The organism is Flavobacterium sp. GW823-FHT04A11 (genome assembly GCF_058796535.1).
Genome location: NZ_CM179503.1, coordinates 2,491,130 through 2,510,313, shown reverse-complemented (window position 1 = coordinate 2,510,313; position 19,184 = coordinate 2,491,130). Strand labels below are relative to the sequence as shown.

20 protein-coding genes and 1 pseudogene are annotated in these 19,184 nt (G+C 29.5%); 15 read left to right on the top strand and 6 right to left on the bottom strand.

Features of this window, described 5'->3' with window-relative positions; all coding sequences use genetic code 11:
- Nucleotides 1-8 precede the first annotated feature (8 nt).
- From AC3QL1_RS10720 to AC3QL1_RS10680, 9 genes are all read left to right on the top strand, one after another.
- Entirely contained in the window at nucleotides 9-398 is a 390-nt protein-coding gene (locus AC3QL1_RS10720; RefSeq protein ID WP_492497465.1) for a VOC family protein, read from the top strand.
- Between the two features lie 253 nt (nucleotides 399-651).
- Nucleotides 652-1,839 carry a hypothetical protein gene (locus AC3QL1_RS10715; RefSeq protein ID WP_492497463.1) on the top strand — a complete coding sequence of 396 codons (1,188 nt, stop codon included), beginning with the start codon at nucleotides 652-654 and terminating at the stop codon, nucleotides 1,837-1,839.
- 40 nt (nucleotides 1,840-1,879) lie between these two features.
- Entirely contained in the window at nucleotides 1,880-2,980 is a 1,101-nt protein-coding gene (locus AC3QL1_RS10710; protein WP_492497462.1) for a S41 family peptidase, read from the top strand.
- Entirely contained in the window at nucleotides 2,977-3,414 is a 438-nt protein-coding gene (locus AC3QL1_RS10705) for a hypothetical protein (RefSeq protein ID WP_492497460.1), read from the top strand. The genes AC3QL1_RS10710 and AC3QL1_RS10705 overlap by 4 nt, the downstream gene beginning before the upstream one ends.
- 9 nt (nucleotides 3,415-3,423) lie before the next feature.
- Entirely contained in the window at nucleotides 3,424-3,942 is a 519-nt protein-coding gene (locus AC3QL1_RS10700; protein ID WP_492497458.1) for a hypothetical protein, read from the top strand.
- A gap of 8 nt (nucleotides 3,943-3,950) precedes the next feature.
- Entirely contained in the window at nucleotides 3,951-4,631 is a 681-nt protein-coding gene (locus tag AC3QL1_RS10695) for a GNAT family N-acetyltransferase (protein WP_492497456.1), read from the top strand.
- 59 nt (nucleotides 4,632-4,690) lie between these two features.
- The gene (locus AC3QL1_RS10690; protein WP_492497454.1) at nucleotides 4,691-5,545 is read left to right on the top strand and encodes an alpha/beta hydrolase; all 855 of its coding nucleotides are present in this window, start codon (nucleotides 4,691-4,693) and stop codon (nucleotides 5,543-5,545) included.
- 165 nt (nucleotides 5,546-5,710) lie between these two features.
- Nucleotides 5,711-7,303: a ribosomal protection-like ABC-F family protein gene (abc-f, locus tag AC3QL1_RS10685; RefSeq protein WP_492497452.1), complete on the top strand. Its 1,593-nt coding sequence runs from the start codon at nucleotides 5,711-5,713 to the stop codon at nucleotides 7,301-7,303.
- 54 nt (nucleotides 7,304-7,357) lie between these two features.
- On the top strand, nucleotides 7,358-7,726 hold the full coding sequence (locus AC3QL1_RS10680) for a nuclear transport factor 2 family protein (protein ID WP_492497450.1): 369 nt from the start codon (nucleotides 7,358-7,360) through the stop codon (nucleotides 7,724-7,726).
- A gap of 188 nt (nucleotides 7,727-7,914) precedes the next feature.
- On the opposite strand, the pseudogene AC3QL1_RS10675 reads toward AC3QL1_RS10680, so the two are convergent.
- Nucleotides 7,915-8,028 (bottom strand): annotated as a pseudogene (locus AC3QL1_RS10675) (magnesium chelatase subunit ChlI family protein); the annotation flags it as partial.
- A gap of 54 nt (nucleotides 8,029-8,082) precedes the next feature.
- On the opposite strand from AC3QL1_RS10675, the gene AC3QL1_RS10670 reads away from it, so the two are divergent.
- Nucleotides 8,083-9,585 (top strand): recombinase family protein, encoded by a 1,503-nt coding sequence (locus tag AC3QL1_RS10670; RefSeq protein WP_492497448.1) that lies wholly within the window; start codon nucleotides 8,083-8,085, stop codon nucleotides 9,583-9,585.
- A gap of 98 nt (nucleotides 9,586-9,683) precedes the next feature.
- Here AC3QL1_RS10670 and AC3QL1_RS10665 read toward each other — a convergent pair whose 3' ends face one another.
- Nucleotides 9,684-10,094 carry a hypothetical protein gene (locus AC3QL1_RS10665; protein ID WP_492497447.1) on the bottom strand — a complete coding sequence of 137 codons (411 nt, stop codon included), beginning with the start codon at nucleotides 10,092-10,094 and terminating at the stop codon, nucleotides 9,684-9,686.
- A gap of 149 nt (nucleotides 10,095-10,243) precedes the next feature.
- Between AC3QL1_RS10665 and AC3QL1_RS10660 the strand changes: the two genes are divergently transcribed.
- On the top strand, nucleotides 10,244-10,480 hold the full coding sequence (locus AC3QL1_RS10660) for a helix-turn-helix domain-containing protein (protein WP_492497446.1): 237 nt from the start codon (nucleotides 10,244-10,246) through the stop codon (nucleotides 10,478-10,480).
- A gap of 140 nt (nucleotides 10,481-10,620) precedes the next feature.
- On the opposite strand, the gene AC3QL1_RS10655 is transcribed toward AC3QL1_RS10660, so the two are convergent.
- Nucleotides 10,621-11,673 (bottom strand): PIN domain-containing protein, encoded by a 1,053-nt coding sequence (locus AC3QL1_RS10655; protein WP_492497444.1) that lies wholly within the window; start codon nucleotides 11,671-11,673, stop codon nucleotides 10,621-10,623.
- A gap of 270 nt (nucleotides 11,674-11,943) precedes the next feature.
- On the opposite strand from AC3QL1_RS10655, the gene AC3QL1_RS10650 reads away from it, so the two are divergent.
- The 4 genes from AC3QL1_RS10650 (at nucleotide 11,944) to AC3QL1_RS10635 (ending at nucleotide 15,428) form a co-directional block, all read left to right on the top strand.
- Complete coding sequence (locus AC3QL1_RS10650) at nucleotides 11,944-12,894, top strand: SMEK domain-containing protein (RefSeq protein ID WP_492497442.1); 951 nt, start codon at nucleotides 11,944-11,946, stop codon at nucleotides 12,892-12,894.
- Nucleotides 12,894-13,124 carry an ABC-three component system middle component 6 gene (locus tag AC3QL1_RS10645; RefSeq protein ID WP_492497440.1) on the top strand — a complete coding sequence of 77 codons (231 nt, stop codon included), beginning with the start codon at nucleotides 12,894-12,896 and terminating at the stop codon, nucleotides 13,122-13,124. Before AC3QL1_RS10650 ends, AC3QL1_RS10645 begins: the two co-directional genes overlap by 1 nt.
- Entirely contained in the window at nucleotides 13,121-14,851 is a 1,731-nt protein-coding gene (locus AC3QL1_RS10640) for a DUF2326 domain-containing protein (protein WP_492497438.1), read from the top strand. Before AC3QL1_RS10645 ends, AC3QL1_RS10640 begins: the two co-directional genes overlap by 4 nt.
- A gap of 100 nt (nucleotides 14,852-14,951) precedes the next feature.
- Nucleotides 14,952-15,428: a hypothetical protein gene (locus AC3QL1_RS10635; protein ID WP_492497437.1), complete on the top strand. Its 477-nt coding sequence runs from the start codon at nucleotides 14,952-14,954 to the stop codon at nucleotides 15,426-15,428.
- 315 nt (nucleotides 15,429-15,743) lie between these two features.
- Here the strand turns inward: AC3QL1_RS10635 and AC3QL1_RS10630 are convergent, their stop codons facing one another.
- The 3 genes from AC3QL1_RS10630 to AC3QL1_RS10620 form a co-directional block, all read right to left on the bottom strand.
- Nucleotides 15,744-16,541 carry a hypothetical protein gene (locus AC3QL1_RS10630; protein WP_492497435.1) on the bottom strand — a complete coding sequence of 266 codons (798 nt, stop codon included), beginning with the start codon at nucleotides 16,539-16,541 and terminating at the stop codon, nucleotides 15,744-15,746.
- 231 nt (nucleotides 16,542-16,772) lie between these two features.
- On the bottom strand, nucleotides 16,773-17,777 hold the full coding sequence (locus tag AC3QL1_RS10625) for a hypothetical protein (RefSeq protein ID WP_492497433.1): 1,005 nt from the start codon (nucleotides 17,775-17,777) through the stop codon (nucleotides 16,773-16,775).
- Nucleotides 17,758-19,092 carry an ATP-binding protein gene (locus tag AC3QL1_RS10620; protein ID WP_492497431.1) on the bottom strand — a complete coding sequence of 445 codons (1,335 nt, stop codon included), beginning with the start codon at nucleotides 19,090-19,092 and terminating at the stop codon, nucleotides 17,758-17,760. Before AC3QL1_RS10620 ends, AC3QL1_RS10625 begins: the two co-directional genes overlap by 20 nt.
- Nucleotides 19,093-19,184 lie beyond the last annotated feature (92 nt).

The following is a 19,184-nucleotide window of genomic DNA, read 5'->3' as shown; positions in this document are numbered from 1 at the left end:
TGAATCTTATGAATACTAAAAGAATATGGGCCAATTTAGGTGTCGAAGATCTGCAGAGAACAACCAAATTCTATAGCGAATTAGGCTTTAAACCAAACGGAACAAATACAGAATTGACTAGTTTTATGTTTGGAGATAACGATTTTATCATCCATTTTTTTGTCAAAGAAAGATTTAAATGGGCTGTAAATGATGAAGTTGCCGACTTAAAACAAGGAAACGAAATTATTTTTTCACTCTCTGCCGAAAGTACAGACGAAGTGCATCAATGGCTGCTGGCGGTTAAAAATGCCGGAGGAAGAATTTTCGCTGAACCGCAAAGTTTTGAAAAAGGATATTTCTTTGGATTTTCTGATCCGGATGGACATAAGTTTAATGTTTTGTATTGGCCGAAGTAAAAATGTCTTCTAAAAAATAAATTTCTCGCTTAGCCCCGATAGAGCCGGTATCCTCGTAATGCAATGGAGAGATAAAGGCAAAAGCGGGACGAATGGCTGTTGTGAAAACTGAAATTTCTGCTCCTGAAAAAATTAAATTCCAATCTCGAAGCCTCGGGATAAAATTCTAAATTCCCACTAAATGGAGAAAAAATAATCTGAAACAAATTCAAAAACAAATATATTTACAGCTTGAAATCAATTGATCTTTAGCATGAAAAAAATTACTTTACTCTTTTCAGTTTTATTTTTAGCACTTTCTGCTTGCGGCGTAAAAACGACGCAATCGTTGCTGAGCGATGGAAATTATGACGCCGCAATTGACCGCGCGGTCGACGCTTTGAAGACCAAAAAAGACTCGAAAGGAAAACAGGATTATGTGTATTTGCTTGAAGAGGCGTTTGCAAAGGCAAAAGATCGTGATTTACGCAATCTTGAAATGATGACAAAAGAGGCTAATCCTGCAAATGCTGAGAAAATCTATACTACTTATTTACAGTTGAATAACCGTCAGGAAAAAATCAGGCCTTTACTTCCATTGCCATTATTAAAACTAGGAAAAAATGCCAATTTTCCGTTTGATAATTATTCGGATCAGATTGTAAATAGCCGAAATGTGCTTTCTAAATATTTATATGACAATGCTTCGGCGCTTTTAAAATCAAAAAACAAAATGGATTTTAGACAGGCGTATGACAATTTATTCTATCTGGAAAGCATTAATCCGGGATATAAAAATGTCAAAAAACTGATGGATGACGCGCAGTTTAAAGGAACTGATTTTGTGGATATTTATGCTAAAAACGAAACAAATCTGGTGATTCCGAAACAGCTTCAGGAGGATTTACTGGATATTAAAACTTACGGATTAAACGATAAATGGACGGTTTATCATAGTGTGAGACAAAAAAACATTACGTATGATTACAGTTTAATTGTAAATTTTGTTCAGATTAATATTTCGCCTGAGCAAATTAAAGAGAAAGAATTCATCAAGGAAAAACAGGTTAAAGATGGTGTAAAAACACTTGTAGACAGCAGAGGACGTCCTGTAAAAGACAGTTTGGGAAAGGAAATAAAAGTGGATAATTACAGATTGCTTCGTGCAAATGTTTATGAATTCAGACAGTTTAAATCTTGTCAGGTAACGGCAAAAGTAGATTTTGTAGATTTGAGAACCAATCAATTGGCGCAGACTTTTCCGCTTACGAGTGAATTTGTATTTGAGAATATTTATTCGACTTATAAAGGTGACAGAAACGCTTGCGATGATAATTATATGAATTATTTTAATAAACGCGCCGTGCCTTTTCCGAATAATGAGCAAATGGTTTTTGATACGGGCGAAGATCTGAAAGCGCGTTTGAAGGATATTATTGTAAAGAATAAATTTAGGGGATAAAAAGTACCAAACACAATCGCATAATTAACCGGGAACCGATATGAAAAAAGCAATATTGATTTTAATTTTAGTTCTGTCAACGACATACATTTTCGGGCAAAATCCGGCTACGTATCCAAAAGATACGACGCTTTCTCTTCCCGAAAAAACTTTTGAAACTTTATGGCTGACTTTTGAAGATCATTATGCCTTTTTCAAACTGCGAAATATCGACTGGAAAAAAACATACGATCAATATCGCCCCACTATAAATAAAAATACAACTGATGACGAGCTTTTTGACACTTTCTCAAAAATGTTAGCGCCGTTTGAGGACAATCATATCAATGTTATTATTCCGTCGAAAAAACAGTTTAAGTCTACCAAACCATCCAATTATACAAAGGAATTTCCAACGGATAGTTTGAGAACTTTGTTTTGGTCAATGGTAGACGAAACGCTTGTGAAAAATGGTTTTGAAAAACCTAAATATGCGGGTCCAAAATTTCATAACAAAAATCTTTTTACCTATTCGACTTCAAAGAAATATGGTTATTTGAGATTTAACAGATGTTTCGTTTCTGATGATGCAGAAAGCAAACCAGATGCAGAAGTTGCCGGTAAAATATTGAATTCTATTTTTCAGAATTTCACCAATTCAAAAGTACTTATTGTTGACGTAAGAGATAATATTGGCGGAAATGATGAGTTTTCGTATGAAGTTGCCGGAAGATTTGCTGCAAAAAAAGCAATCGGAATGTATAAGAAAACGCGAAGTGGCGGTTATGAAGATTTTGGAGAATTAGAAACCTGGTATCTTGAACCAAAAGGAAATCCGAATTTTCTAAAACCGGTCATTTTGCTTACCAATGATAAAACCGTGAGCGCCAGTGATGTTTTTGCCTTAATCATGAACGAACTTCCTAAGGTTACGCTTGTTGGCGAAAATTCCCGCGGTATTTATTCGGATATGTACGGTTTTGAATTGCCGAATAAATGGCTGGTTTCATTATCACACCAAAGATATTATAACGCCGATATGGTTTGTTATGAAGGTACGGGAACGCCTGTAGATATTGTTGTCAAGAATACGAAGGAAGATTTGGTTAAGAAGTCTGATCCTGTATTGTTGAAAGCGTTAGATATTGCTAAGAAAAAATGAAAATCCCTAAAACATCAGAAGATGTAAAAAATGAAATACTTGAATCAGTTGACAAACTAGATAAAATTGGAGATCTTAGGATTCGTCAATTAATAAAGGTTTTAACTAAAGTCCATGATCAAATGATTATACAAGGTGTGATTGAAGTTTTTGAAAATGAAAAAAGAATTGAGAAGATTTATGAGGATCAAAAAAATGCCGGAATAATTCTCAAAGAACTAAATCCAAAGACAGAGATAAATGTCGAATTAATATTAAATCGAATACTAAAAAATTGGAATAAAAGTGTTGAAGAAATTCCTTTTTGGTTAAGAGATAATTATGGAATCGATAATTTAAAGAAAGCATTTTCGGCAATGGAAAGTGAAAATTTGACCGAATTGGAGTTAGACAAAATAAATACTATGAAATGGTGGTTAAAAATAGAATATTAAATAAAAGACATGCTTAAAAAAATACTGCCGTTTGACGAATTAGTATATCATTCTACATTGACGAAAGATGAACTTTTAGCACATTTACAAAATGAAATTGAAGCCGAAAAATCATTTGGTTTTAGATCTATTAATCATTCATATTCCAAACCTTATATTGGTAAAATTTATAATAATAGTTTTAAAATTCAAAGAGCTATAAGTTACCGAAATTCATTTTTACCCGTAATAAAAGGACAAATTAAAAATGATATCAATGGCTGTAAAATAAACGTTAAAATTAATCTGGATGATTTTGTACAAGTGTTTATGATAGTTTGGTTAGGTGGTGTTTCTATTGCTTGTATCGCTGCATTGTATAAAATAATATTCGATAATGATTTAGAGTCAGAAGCTCAGTTTTTTATTTTTATTCCGTTTTTTATGTTAGTAATTGGAATTGCGATGGTTTCTTTAGGCTTTAAAACTGAAAATAAAAAAAGTATAACTGATCTGGAAGAAATTTTAAAGGCGAAAATAGTAAGGTGATAAAATAAATGAAAACCACAGACGAAAATAAACTAGACAATCCTGTTTGGTATTCTTTATCAGAAACTCACAAGGAATTTGCTCTTGAATATGGAAATACTAAATTCTATAATCCTGATTATTGCCCGTTTGGAGGTTTTATCGGTTCTGAAAATATTACTGGTGCAATAGATCAGTATTCGGCTTTGACAGATAATTTTTTTATAGTTGGTGAAAAACCTGAAATCTCTGAAAACGTACAAATTGCAAAAGAATTAGTTTGTCTTCAGATGATTATTTACGATAAGATTCAGCTTTCAATTGATATTGAAATTGTCAAATTAAATGAAAGTCATAATGAAGAATTATGTGCTTTGGTGAATTTGGTTCAACCAGGATATTTTAAAAATAAAACTCCTTTGCTGGGAAATTATTTCGGAATATTTAAAGAAAATCAGTTAGTTGCGATTACTGGCGAACGCATGAAAATGTATGATTTTACAGAAGTCAGCGCTATTGTAACACATCCGGATCATACTGGAAAAGGTTATGCAAAACAATTAATTACGCATGTTGTAAATGCTATTTTTGACGAGAATAAAATTCCGTTTCTTCATGTTGTCGAAAATAATATTGGCGCTATTAAACTTTATGAAAAACTGGGCTTTGTGACTAGACGAAAAATGAGTTTGTGGAATATTACCAAATAATTTTATTTAGCCGTATTTTTATAGCCAGATAAAATTCAGTCGCCATCAATAAAAACAAAATGAACAAAATTTCAATTCTTTTCTTCTTTATTTTTTCAACCGTAATATTTGGACAAACTAAACCAACAGCCACAAAACCCTTTGTTTTGGGTGTTATTGAAGAATTGGATTCGAGAGAATTGGGCGAAAAAAGGATTTTGAATATTTATCTTCCGGAAGGTTATGATCCTGCGGCTGCTACAAAATATCCTGTAATTTATTTATTGGACGGATCTGCAGATGAAGACTTTATTCATATCGCGGGTTTGGTTCAGTTCAATAGTTTTGAATGGGTAAATCACCTTCCAAAATCAATTCTTGTTGGGATTGCTACAGTTAACAGAAAACGTGATTTTACATTTCCAACTACAATTTCACAAGACAAGAAAGCCTATCCGACAGCCGGGCAATCGGATAATTTTATTTCTTTTATCGAAAAGGAATTACAGCCTTTTATCGAAAAAAGATATAAAACGAATGAGTCGAGAACCATCATCGGACAATCTTTGGGCGGGTTATTAGAGACTGAAATTTTGTTTAAAAAACCGTCACTTTTCAATAAATATATTATCATAAGTCCGAGTTTATGGTGGGATAATGGCTGTTTGCTAAATGAGGATTTGTCATTGCTTAGTATTTTCAAACAGTCGATTGATATTTATATTGGTGTTGGAAAGGAAGGAGTTACACCAACTGAAATTCCAAGAGTTATGGAAGTGGATGCTAATTTATTGGCTGAAAAAATTAAGTCCGTAAAAAATGAAAATATAAAAGTCCATTTTGAATATCTGCCCCAGGAAAATCATGGTACTATATTACATCAGGCGGTTTCGAATGCTTTTAGAACTTTATATCCCAAACAAAATAATGAATAAGTCAGTTTCGTAAATCTTTATCTTTACTGTAAAAAAAAAATTTTTATATCTTTGCACTTCTAATTAAGCACACAATTCTATGTGAAATAAAATTTCTTTCAGACAATCAAGACGGTAAACTGCCCAACAGTTTGCTCATTTGTTTATTCTTTAAAGAAAGAAATTATGCTTATTTTACAAAACATTTCATATTTACATACGAATAGAGATTTGCTATTCGACAAAATCACTTTTACTGCCAATAAGCACGAAAAAATTGCTTTGATTGGCAATAACGGCGTTGGAAAATCCACCTTGCTAAAAATTATTTCTGGTAAATTACAACCATTTGAAGGTTTGGTTAAAGCAGATGCAAAACCGTATTATGTGCCTCAGATTTTTGGGCAATTCAATCATCTTACTATTGCCGAAGCTTTACAAATTGAGGATAAACTAAATGCACTCAGGGAAATTGTAGACGGCAATGTAACCGAAGAAAATCTGGAAATCCTGAACGACGACTGGACAATTGAAGATCGCTGCAAAGAAGCACTTCAATACTGGCAAGTAGAGGATTTAGATTTACAGCAAAAACTGGAAACCTTAAGCGGCGGACAAAAAACAAAAATTTTCCTTGCCGGAATTTCGATTCATGAGCCGGAACTTATTTTATTGGATGAACCGAGTAATCATCTTGATCTTACAGCGAGAAATTTATTGTATCATTTTATACAAAACACTTCGGCGACTTTACTAATTGTAAGCCACGACAGAAAATCATTGAATCTTTTAAATACGGTTTACGAATTGACAAAACACGGTATCACGGTTTACGGCGGTAATTATGATTTTTATTCGGAACAAAAACAAATTGAAAACGAGGCTCTAAATTATGATATAAATACCAAGGAAAAAGCGTTGCGAAAAGCCAGAGAAAAAGAACGCGAAACATTGGAACGTCAGCAAAAACTAGATGCACGCGGAAAAAAGAAGCAGGAAAAAGCCGGCGTTTCGAGAATTATGATGAACACGCTTCGCAATAATGCCGAAAACAGTACCTCAAAAACAAAGAGTATTCATGCTGAAAAAATTGGCGGTATTTCGCAGGAATTGCAGGATTTACGTTCTGGTTTGCCCGAAATTGATAAAATGAAATTTGGTTTTGACAATGCCAAACTTCATAAAGGAAAAATACTTTTTACGGCCGCTTCTATTAATTATGGGTACAATAATGAACTGCTGTGGAAAGAGAATTTAAGTTTTCAAATTTTAAGCGGTGATCGTATTACCTTAAAAGGACAAAACGGCTCCGGAAAAACAACTTTAATCAAAATTATTACCGGAAAATTAAAACCGCAAAAAGGAGAGGTTTATAAAGCCGAGTCGAAAATAGTTTATATCGATCAGGATTATTCTTTAATCAATAATCAATTGACGATTTATGAACAAGCTGAAAAATTCAATAGTTCCGGTTTACAGGAACATGATATTCGAATGCGACTGAATCGTTTTTTGTTTTCGCAAAATGATCTGGAAAAATCGTGCAGCTCTTTGAGTGGCGGCGAAAAAATGCGTTTGATGCTTTGTTGTTTAACGATTAGCAATCAATCGCCGGACATGATTATTCTGGATGAACCAACGAATAATCTGGATATTCAGAATATTGAAATTCTAACCACTGCCATTAATGAATACCAAGGAACTTTGATTGTGGTTTCGCATGACGAATATTTTTTGGAACAAATTGATATTCAGAAGATCATTAATCTAAATGATTAAATTTATTTTTAAATTTGTTTTTCAATCTAAAAACCAACCTAAAGCTATCTAATCATGACACAAAATAAAGAAACCGTAAACGAATATATGGCCGCTTTTAGAGTAAGCGATCACAAAAGAATTCTGGATTGTCTTACCGAAGATATCATTTGGGAAATGCCCGGAATTTATCAGCATGTGGGCAAAAAAGCTTTTGATAAGGAAATTGAAAATGAAAATTTTGTTGGAAGCCCAATTATTCACATTATAAAACTAGTGGAAGAAAACGACATTGTTATTGCTGAAGGAACTGTTCAGGGAAGTATGAAAAACGGCGGTATGCTGGATGCTGTTTTTTGTGATGTTTTTGAAATGGAAAACGGTAAAATCAAGAAACTGACTTCGTATTTAATGTCTAAAAATGCAAGTTTAAAATTTGAGTGATATTTAACCGCGAGGCACGCAAAGGTTTTGAGCAAAGTTCGCAAGAAAAAAATCATTTTTGAACAAGATTTCAAATGTCAGACTGAGCGTAGTCGAAGTCCACGCAAAGTGATTTAGAGCACGGGACTTCGACTCCGCTCAGTCTGACAATTTTTAGGAAAAATCTAAATTCTAAAATCTAAAATCAATTATCCCAGCCATCCATCACGATCCAGACTTCGATATTGAATCGCCTCTGCAATATGAGACGGAATAATTTGTGGCGCAGCATCCAAATCAGCGATTGTTCTGGCTACTTTTAACTTATTATTTCAATTATAGCAGTTTTAAATTTATCTTTGTAAAAAAATAAAAACATGGAACAAGCTGTTATATATGTAAGAGTAAGTACTAAAGATCAAAATACTGATCGCCAGATTTTAGATCTAAAAAAATATTCTAAAGAACTTGGATTAAAAATTGTCCAAATATTTTCAGATAGCATAAGTGGATACAAAAAAGGTTTTGACGATAGAGAAAACTTTAACTTAATGATTGATTACATAAACAAAAACAAAATCAATCATGTTCTTGTATCGGAATTAAGTAGAATAAGTCGGCAATATATACAAACCGTAAATTTTATTGACAATTGTAGTAATAAGAAAATAAACATCCATATTCATAAAGAAAAATTATCAACGCTTAATAAAGATGGAACTGTAAATTATTTGGTTCAAATGATGGTCGGATTATTGTCTTCAATAGCAACACAGGAATCTGAGACATTAGGCTATCGTATAAAATCAGGAAGACAATCAGAAGTTCTAAAGGGAAAATCTTATCATGGTATGCTTTATGCATACGACAAAAAAGATGGTTACCCAGTAATAAATGAAGAAAAAGCCGTAGTGGTCAGAAAAATGTATGATATGCTATTACAAGGCTTAGGCTGTCGAAAAATTGCAAATTACTTAAATGAAAACTATAAAGATCAAAGAAAATGGTCTAGTGCATCTGTTCATTCCATAGTTACCAATCCATTTTACAAAGGTCAGAGAAGATATCTTGATTTAATTATTCCTGCTCCTCCAATTGTAAGTGAAGATGTATTTGATCGCGCTCAAACTTTCATTAAAGAGAGGTTTAGATTTGTGTCAGAAGCTAAATATATCAACCCGTTCGCATCATTTATCTTTTGCAAATGCAAAGCAACATTTATCCAAACAATTAATGACAAAAGCAGAACCGATTTATATAAATGTAGTTCGTCGTGTGGAGTAAAAAGTGTAAACAGAGCCTACTTAATATCAGAAATTAAAGATTGGCTCGAACACACTGCAAAATTATCTAAAGACAAACAAGAACGAGCCAAATTTAACACTCAAATTAAAGCAAACATTGCAACTATTGAAATAAACAAAGCTCGTATTTCACAACTTCAAAAAATGTCACGAAAAAATTATGATTTATTTACCTCTGAACAAATAGAAGAAAGTCAATTTGATGAAGCACTATCAAGATATAATAGTGAAATATTGAAATTGAATGAAAATAATTCAAAACTTACCGAAGCCAATAATTCTATACACGTAGCTTTAGAAAATGAAATTTTTCACTACAGCGATAATTTGGAAGTTTTCAAAAGCCAGATTTTACCAATAATGGAGAGCATTATAATAGATGAAAAATACTGCACTGTCAATTTAAAGGGCTTCTCAATGTTTTATTTTAAGATTTATCGCGGACATGAACTTCAACTTTATAGAAATCATTTGAAAAAATTTGGAAATACAGTTCCCTTTAAACCTCGTCTAACTTTCGAAGGAATCGACGATAACCTTCAAGAATTAATTGATAATCACTTAGACCCATATTAAAAGGAATACTAAAGTAATAAATCTATTATGTATAGACCTTAGGACAAATAAAAAGGACACTTAAAAATGTCCTTATCGTCTTTACAATTCCTTATTTTTCATACCTTATCAAATAGTTTTTTTACTTGCTTCTGAGTTAAATAATACCCCATTGCATATACTCCATTTTTCTCAACGCCAAATTTTACCGATTTCGTTCCCATTAATTTAGTGAACCTAAATATAATCTTGGCGTTATCCTTTGTCGTCATTATCAAGTTTTCATCTTCACTAAATTCTTCTTTAGAAAATTTATCAGATAAGGCTTGATACAGTTCTTCATATTCTGAATTAGTTAAGTTAAAAAAAACTGGTACTTTAATTTGCTGGTATTTAGAATCGTCAAATTGGAAAATAGAAATATTTTCAAACCTATCGCAACTAATCAAAATCGCCCCGAAAGAACCAACTTTGGTTTGTTTTAATGGTTTAGAAACTTCGCTTATTTGTGAAAATGTAGGTGTTGACATTAAACACATCATTAAAAAAGTAAATAGTTTTTTCATCTTCTTAATTATAAATATTTAGTATTAAATTATTTATTTAAACAATAATCAGCATCTCATTGTTGACATATATGTTTACTTCGACAGCGAAAATAACAATTAATATTGACTTTATGTCAATAGATCTATCAAAAACGAAAAAAGAATTTGGGCTCAATATTAAAAAGATAAGGGAGTCGAAAGGATTAACACAGTTAGACCTTGCTACAGCTATGAATAATATAGATTCAGCCTCTTTTATTGATAAGACAACTATTTCTCGAATCGAAAATGCACGAACAAATGTTACACTCAGCACAATCATTAAGCTGTCTTTAGCACTAGAAGTAGATGTGAAAAGTTTTTTTTGATTTTGTTAAAATCCTAAATTATTTAATGATACATTATCCTAATATTTAAGTGATTTTAATCGCGTTTTTCCGCATCATTTTACATTTTACACATGAACTCAATATAAAAGAAAAAAGAAGCTTAAAAAGGCTTTAATTGATCAGTATTCATAATCAATATTGAAGGAAATGTCTTTACCTTCATTGATACTTTCTACCACAAAATCTTCAAAGTAATCATCTTCGTCAAATATCTCTGTAAAAGCAATCATCGAAGAGCTAAATTCCTTTTCCACTGTTTCAGTAGTTTTTCGAGCAAAATGATGAGATCTATCATCACTATCGTAGTACATATACTCTTCATCATCTGTGAGTATATTCACTTTTACATTCACTTTTGTCTCAACCTCAATAACAACGGTTTCATTTTTAATTTCAATTATTTTATAATCTAATTCTCCTACATTAATTTCAATGATATCTACATTATATATTTCCTTCCACCTAACAATATCATCATATAAACTTTCGTCATATAGATATTCTTCATACCAATTAAAAAACTGTTGTTTCAACTCTTTTGTGTTTGAATTGAAAAGTGTATGGGTAATTTCTTTCTTCACAGTTTCCATATCAGAATACACTCGCTCTAAATATCCTTTATAATTATCATTTATTTCGACATTATCAAATTTAGAATTTAAGAGATCTTTATCTGTAGAAAATACAATTGCTTTGATTTCATTTGAAGCACAATAATCTTTAATCAATTCTAATGTGAAAGCATCTGGAAACTCACATTTTTTATCTCCGTTTCCAAAAGGAGCTTCTGACTTAAAATATTTATCAAATACTAATTGTATATCTATTGACGCATATGGTATGATTTTAATTATTTCATTCTCAATTAAAGCATCAAGCTTTAAATTAAAATTACCTACGACTTCTTGAGTATTAATTTTCTCAAAAAGGGCTAGCAAATTATTATCATTTTGCAAAACCCAATTATCAAAATCCTTTACAAATTTATTATGGTTTGAAATACCATTAGTAGCAAATTTCGCAAAATTAGCTTTTAGCTCATTATAAGTGATTTCAGTAATATACAATTGAATCTTCTTCTTTTCGCTAAGATTTAATAAAGAATTTATCTTTTTTCCATGAAGAAAATTTTCTTTGATAAATATGTTTGTATCTAAAATTACATGATCCATAATAAAATTTAATCAATTATAAAATGCATTATCTCAATAAGTTTATAAAACTAAATTAAGTCTTTTTATAATACATATGGATTAAAATCTTATCATATTTATTAACTCATCTATTCTAAAATAAACCACCAATTCTTATTTACATTTGACCAAGACACTTACCCACATTAATATACTAGCATTTAAAACATTATAAAAATTAATTTTCTTTTATCTTAATCTTTGGGTATCATTCCTTAAATTTGGATCAGATATCTGAATTTAAAAAGAGTGAATAGAAGAACTACAGCTATAAATAAAATCACTGAGCACCTTTCGTTGCTTACTAATTTAGTAAAAATAAGAAGCAGTGTAAATTTACAAGACATAAATATCCATGCAGAACAGTTTTTTAAAATTCTCTTAAATAAGATTTATGATTATTCTTTAATTAATATTAATATTGAAAAGAGAAATGCCGCTGTTATTGATTTAGGTGATCGTTTAAATAAATTCGCAATTCAAGTTACGTCTAATGACTCTTTAGAGAAAATAAAATCAACTGTCAAGGCATTCGATGAGAAAAAACTATTTGAAGAATATGACAGTCTTAAAATATTAATAATTAAAAACAAAACACAAAGGGACGGCGAAATACAGACTGATAATTTTATTTTTAATAAAAAAACAGATGTCATTGACATTGATGATTTAACAAACTATATTGTCTCTGGAATAGATGAACTAGAAAAGTTAGAAGACATACAGAATTTCCTAGAAACAGAACTCTTTGAAAAGTATAGATTAAATAATAAGCCGAATGAAGTTGCAACATTTTTAAAATTAATTAGTTTTATTAGTGATGAGAACAATTGTGTTGAATTCGAAAATGAGTCTGAGCCTGATCCATCATTTAAGATTGAAAATAGATTCCAAGAATATGCTCCTTATCTAAAAAATTTATATGCTGAGTTAGCAATAGAATATATGCATGCTCTATCAATTACGGAAAATGGATTGGAGATATCTTCTGTAAGAATCAGACGAATAGGAAAATACTTAAAAGAAATAAGCAGAAAACATTTACAAAGTAGCAATAATAATCCAGAGGAAGCATTAAACAATCTATGTGACTACTTTAAGAGTTTCTTTTTAGCAGAACAAATAAGTTTTGATGAATTAGCAATAAAATTTTATCTTATACATCAATTAATACAATGTAATGTTTTTCCCAACGACTAATGAGCTTAATATCAAAAGATGAAAATATACGACACTCAATTGTTTATATTGGGTACTTAATATTGAAAGACCTTAGTAAGAGTGAAAAAGGGAGGAGTACAATATACGATATAGCCTCTTCCCTAAGCAAGCAAGAAGTTTTTAGCGGGGAGCAACTTAATTATTCCTTAATGTTTTTATTTGCACTTGATATAATTGATTTTGAACAGCCATATATTTATATAAAATGATCAGAATAAAAAAACTTTATACTTTTCCAGAAGTTACAATACCGATAGTTTTTAAAGAGGGATTAAACTTTATTCTTGGAGAAAAAGATGGCTCTTCAGACAAAACAAATGGTGTTGGTAAATCTATGTCAATTGAATTTATGAATTTTTGCTTATTGAGGAAAAAAGAAGGTAGCAGGGTGCTTAAAATACCAAGAAATATTCTACCTCCAACTACTCAAATTTGTTTAGATCTTGACATTCATAAGAATAAAGTAACAATAATCAGAACAACAAATTCTCCTGATCAGCCCACCATAATAACTAACGGGAACAGTGTAGAGTTTAGCAATATTGATAATGCTTTATATTATTTAAACGATTTATTTTATACAAGTGAATCAAATATTAATTTAAATCCATCTTTTAGAGAACTAATTAATCCATTAATCAGAGATGAAAGATCTGAATTTAAAGATATTGTAAGCTATTTCGACACTAAATTTAAAGTACCACAAGATCACACGCCAACATTATACCTTTTAAATTTTGATATTGCCGCTTACAGATTGGCAAAAGAAACAATTAAAGAAATTGAAAAAATAACAATTCTTATTAGGGACATAAAAAAAGGATTAACAAATAACAATCTAAAATCATTAAGCGACGTTAGAGCTGAGGTAAATTCTTTAGAGGGAGAACTTAAAAAACTAGAAGAGGAACTAGAAGAATTAAAAACCCATGAATCCTTTAATACTATTGAAGACGAATTAATAAATATTGAAATAACCTTAGAAGACTTACGCCATAAACAATCATTTTTAAAACTTAGTATACAAAAAATAAAGTCAATGCCTAAGGCTGATAAAATTGATGAAAGTGATGTATTATTCGTATATGAACAATTTAAACATGGATTAGGTAATCAATTAGCTAAATCATTTGATGAAGTGAATTCATTCAAAGAAAAAATAGAAAATTTTCAAAATTTCATCTTTAACGAGAAACTTAAGAAACTGTTGTCGGAACATAAAGAAGTTACAAGTAAGATAAAGTCTCTCGATGACAACAGAGCATCAATACTAAGCATATTTGATACTAAAGGCGTATTTAAAGATTTAAAACAAAGTTTAGCAATATATCATAAAAAAAGTGAAGAATCAATCAATACAAGATCAGAACTGAAACGATACGATGCAAATTTAAAGGAAAAAAATAGTCTTCAATTAAAAAAAACACAACTGGTTTCAAAATTAGACGGAGAAATAGCTAAAAATGAAGACAAGGTTTTAAGCTTTAATTCTTCAATTTCTGACATTCATGAATATATAATGGGCAATAGGGGATGCTCATTTGATATCGTTACGAAGAATACGGAAACTTATAAAGACGTTATTGTTTTTAATATGACTATCGATTATGGAGGCAGTCATAGTATAGAAAGAATGAAAGTTTTTATTTATGATTTAGCATTATTACTAAACGGATTTACATCTGCAAAACATCCAAATTTTTTAGTTCATGATAATATATTTGATGTAGATCAAGATACATTGATTAAGAGTTTAAACTTTTTATATTCACTTGAAAATTCTGAGTCCTTTCAATACATCTTAACTTTAAGCAGTGACAAAGTTGATGATATCCAATCTTTACAAAGCTTAAATTTTGACATTCATGATTATGCTAGCGAAACTTTCACTAAATCAAGGAGATTTATTATTGGAGAAAAATACAATGAAAAGTAATATCTGTTATATTTAGACTTAATAATCAAAAACATTAAAAAGAAAAGATTAAGAGCTAAATATTATCTTATATTTACTTTATAACTAAAATACACAACCAATGTCACAAATAGATTATCTTAATGAATTAAAAAAAAGCGCAGAAGCATTCCCAATATTACACAATGAAAGCACTGCCCGCCGAAGAGAATGGATTAATATTATTCCTCGTATTGCGGATGCTCTTCAGCAAATTGTTAACCAGCTTTCAGAAAATGATTTTTTTAAATCAAATATTTACTTAGTAAATGAAGACGAAGGCAATTACAATTATCTATCAAGTGTATATGTTAAAAGTGGCAGAACTATAGTTGATAGTAATACCTCTGAAGACGGTTTTCAGGTGCATTTTCAGCCGACAATAAATGGAAGATTAAATTGTCATGCTTATGGTTTTAATATTTCAGGACACACTTCACCACAATATTTTGAAATAGATATTGTCGATCCAGAAAAAGTAAATGCTGTAGAAATTAATCGATTATTTTTAGATGCATTTCAAAAAGTTAGAGAAACATCCTTTTACTTCAAAAAATAAAAACAGAACCACAGTTAAAAGCTGTGGTTTTTTTTTATTCGTCTCCATCCATTATGCTAGACTTATAATTTAGGGAACAAAAAAGTGTAAATTATAAATCTCTATTCTACTAATTCAAAAATTAATATTTCATTTTTAAGGTATACTTTAAAAGTTTACATAAAAATTAAAATACGAACTATAAAATCCCTTACTATGTCTATAGTTTATATCTAAACTTTTAGTTACCCTAAAGTTTTATATTTACACTAGCAATAAACATGACTAATATGTACCAAAAAATATTGTAGTAAGACTTTATTTTATAAATAAGTTTTAATCATTAAAAAGTTTTTCTAATTCCATAATGTGGATTTTTTTTATTATCTCCCCTTTTGATACCTTATCTCGATTTAGAGTGTCAGTGACATTAATAAAAATATATTTGTCATTAAAATATAAAATTTCATTTTTTGAATTAGGATATTTTTCTTTTAAAATACATTTTACATTTTCAATATTATCCAAACTATTTGTAAATAAAAATGTATTATGAATTCTGTTACAAAAATGATATAATATAAGGATATAAAAGAACATTAGTAAAACGTTAAAAAATTTAAAATCTTCTTTTTTATTTAAGCTTGCTAAGTTATAGCAGTTAGATAAACTAAGGGTACATAATAAACACACTAACAAAGCCACTAAGCCGTCAGTATAAATACCGTCATTAATAATTAACTTATAAAAATATGTAAAATAAACAGCTCCTAAAATATATGTTACAATAAAGGTTGACAACCATTTCTTTAGGTCTTTTTTTCTTTTTTGTTCGATTTCAGCATCTGTTATTGGTGTTGTATTATCAACCTTATTAGTTTTTGCGGGAAAAATGCAATCTAAAAACAAATGAAACATCCCAATTGAAAATGCCAATAATAAGAACATTAGAATTAGTATTCCATCAGGAACAAGTTGCGAAATTGAGAAAAATCTAACATAAGCTATTGAAATATTCATTAGTTCAATTAATTGCCAAATACCCCCAAAAAATGCAGGCACTAAAATCATAATACCTATATTATCTTTTATAAAACTTATTGTTTTTCTTGCATTAAACCCTGTTTGAATCATAAATAATTTTTTAATATTAATAACACAACTTCCCAACACTCCTTATAAAAGGTTTTAATGATACCTTTGTTTTTAAAATTTAAAATCTTTTACTCGTATAATTAAATAGGAGATTGATCTATAGGCTACTAATACCAGCTATTGTTCAAAAATTAGCCTAAAACACTAAATAATTAAAAATCAACAACTTAAAACAATTCACTGTTTTAGATTATTGATTTTTAAATAATATCAATTTATTTTATCTAGATATTCCTTATAATTTCCATTAAAGTAATATTTCTTTAAAAAATGAAAACCTTCGTACTTTCTATTTTCTAACTCTTCTTTAAAAAACTTTAATAATTCTTCATTATCTGGGATATTTTTTTTCATTCTATTATGCATTGAAACATCAGCATTTAGACGAGTCATACTCGTAGTAAATACCGAATTAGAAGAAAATCGCTTATTAAGTTTCATCATCTTGATATAGTTATCTATTCCTATATTCACCTCCTTAGATGAAACTACAATTTTATTAGAATGTATATCGAATTTTACGCTTTCGCCAATCTGTCTTCTGAAAGGTGCTACCATGGGAGAAAAAGCGCTTATTCCTTTCCCATCTTCACCCAAATTACAAGCATTACAGCATGAAGTTAGGTTATTCGCATTCAACGACAAATATGGAAATAAATTTCTTGGCAAAAAATGTTCTATAATACTATTACTTTTTATGATAATAGTATCAATATCACATAAGCTACAAATCGTTCTATCATCATTTTCGGTTTTGAAGTTATCATGAAAGTTAACTCTGTTATACTTAAATCCTGCTTGGATATAATCCCAACAATCTTTATTATCAAAACACTTTTCGTACAAAATCTTAGAAAATATCTTATATAATTCATCTGGAACGGGCATTGGTTTTATTGAATAATTTCCAATATTAATGCAACCATTTTGAATTTTAAATTGCTTTTTTTGGATAATTAATTCTTTCAGCGTACTTGATTTTAAAAGCTCTAGAATTAATTTATAACATTCTATTTCATCATGTTTCTTTTTGAATATAACCAGAGGAAAATTAGGCTTTAAAATATCAGTAACAGCTTTTTCAAAATCTACAAAATTGTTTATTGTAAATGAATCGTACTTTAGTTTAATTATAAAATCAAATAAAGGAAGAGATATTTCGCTATAAAATTTATCTAAATATTCCTTATTTGTGCTATTGCTTAACTTCCACATCTCCTTTTAATTTTTGAATTTTTTGAAATGCTAAATACTTATATATTGAATTTCCTAAACCATCATATATTTCTTGAATAATTGGTAAATCAGTTGCTGAATTAATTTTTTCAATTACATCTACCTCACTAGAATTTAGTGCGAATTTTTCACCAAACATCTCTATAAAAAGCTCCTCAATAGTTAATTGGAAAGTGCTTGTTTGAATATTATTTTGAACACCATTTTTTAAAAACAAAATTTGGTTTTGATTTAATGAATTAATCAAGTAAGGATTATGAGTTATGAATATAATGTGAGCATTATATTCCTTCAGGGCTGAATCAAATAGCGAAATTAATTGTCTGTTCCATGAAAAATCTAAATGCATCTCAGGCTCTTCTATAACTACTAAAGAATCATTCTCTATTTCCGATAAAATTGATAAAATTCTATATATAAGCATCTTTTCTCCTGTACTCATGTTGGAAAAATTAATCACTTTCCCATTTCGAAGAAATTCAAGATCGTTGAGATATCCCTCATTTGCTTCACTAAGCTCGACGAGCTCATGATAATTTGACTTATCTACATCTTCCCATTCATTTTCCCCATCATAATAACGTTCAACTCTATTGTTAAAAACAAATCCTAATCCTTCAATAGTATCTTTAAATACAAGATTTTCCGAATCAAACATTAGCTTTAAAAATCTAGATATACCACGAGTTATTGATGGTAATCCGAAATGATTATTTCCATATAATTTTGAAATATCAAAAACCCTTAGATTTTTTTCTCCCGAATAACTTCTTGGTCTATTACTTGGATATTCCCCATGAATTGAAAATGTTGAAAGCACAATTGATGTAGGCAAATATGATCGTATATGAGTGAAAATGGTCTCATTATTTTCATTAAATAACTTCCCATGAATTTCCTTAAATCTAGCCTCTTTATTACTTAAACGTGGAATTATCTGGGAATTTTCAAATTCATCTTTTAAAAAAATAAAATAATTAGAATCTTCTGATCTAAGAACTATTTCTTTAATTGTATGAGAATATCTTATCTCATAAATAATTTCAATATCATATTCGGTTTTGAAATGGTATCTATCAATATTGTGGAAAAAATTACTCAGCATACTCATTAATAGAGTTTTTCCTGAGCCATTACTACCAGTAATTACATTAAACTTTTGATTAATATTATTTATATAAGAATCACTATTTAAATTAAAATTAAAGACCTCATCTTTTTTAAATATCAAATAATCTTTATTTATTTTTATTTGTTTTATTCTCATTTTTTTAGTTATTATTTCTTTAATCAAATCTATGTTTTTACAATCAATTCCAAAGTAATTTTCGCACTAGAATATAAATTTATACAGAAAAAGAAAAAATTAAGATTACCATAATACCC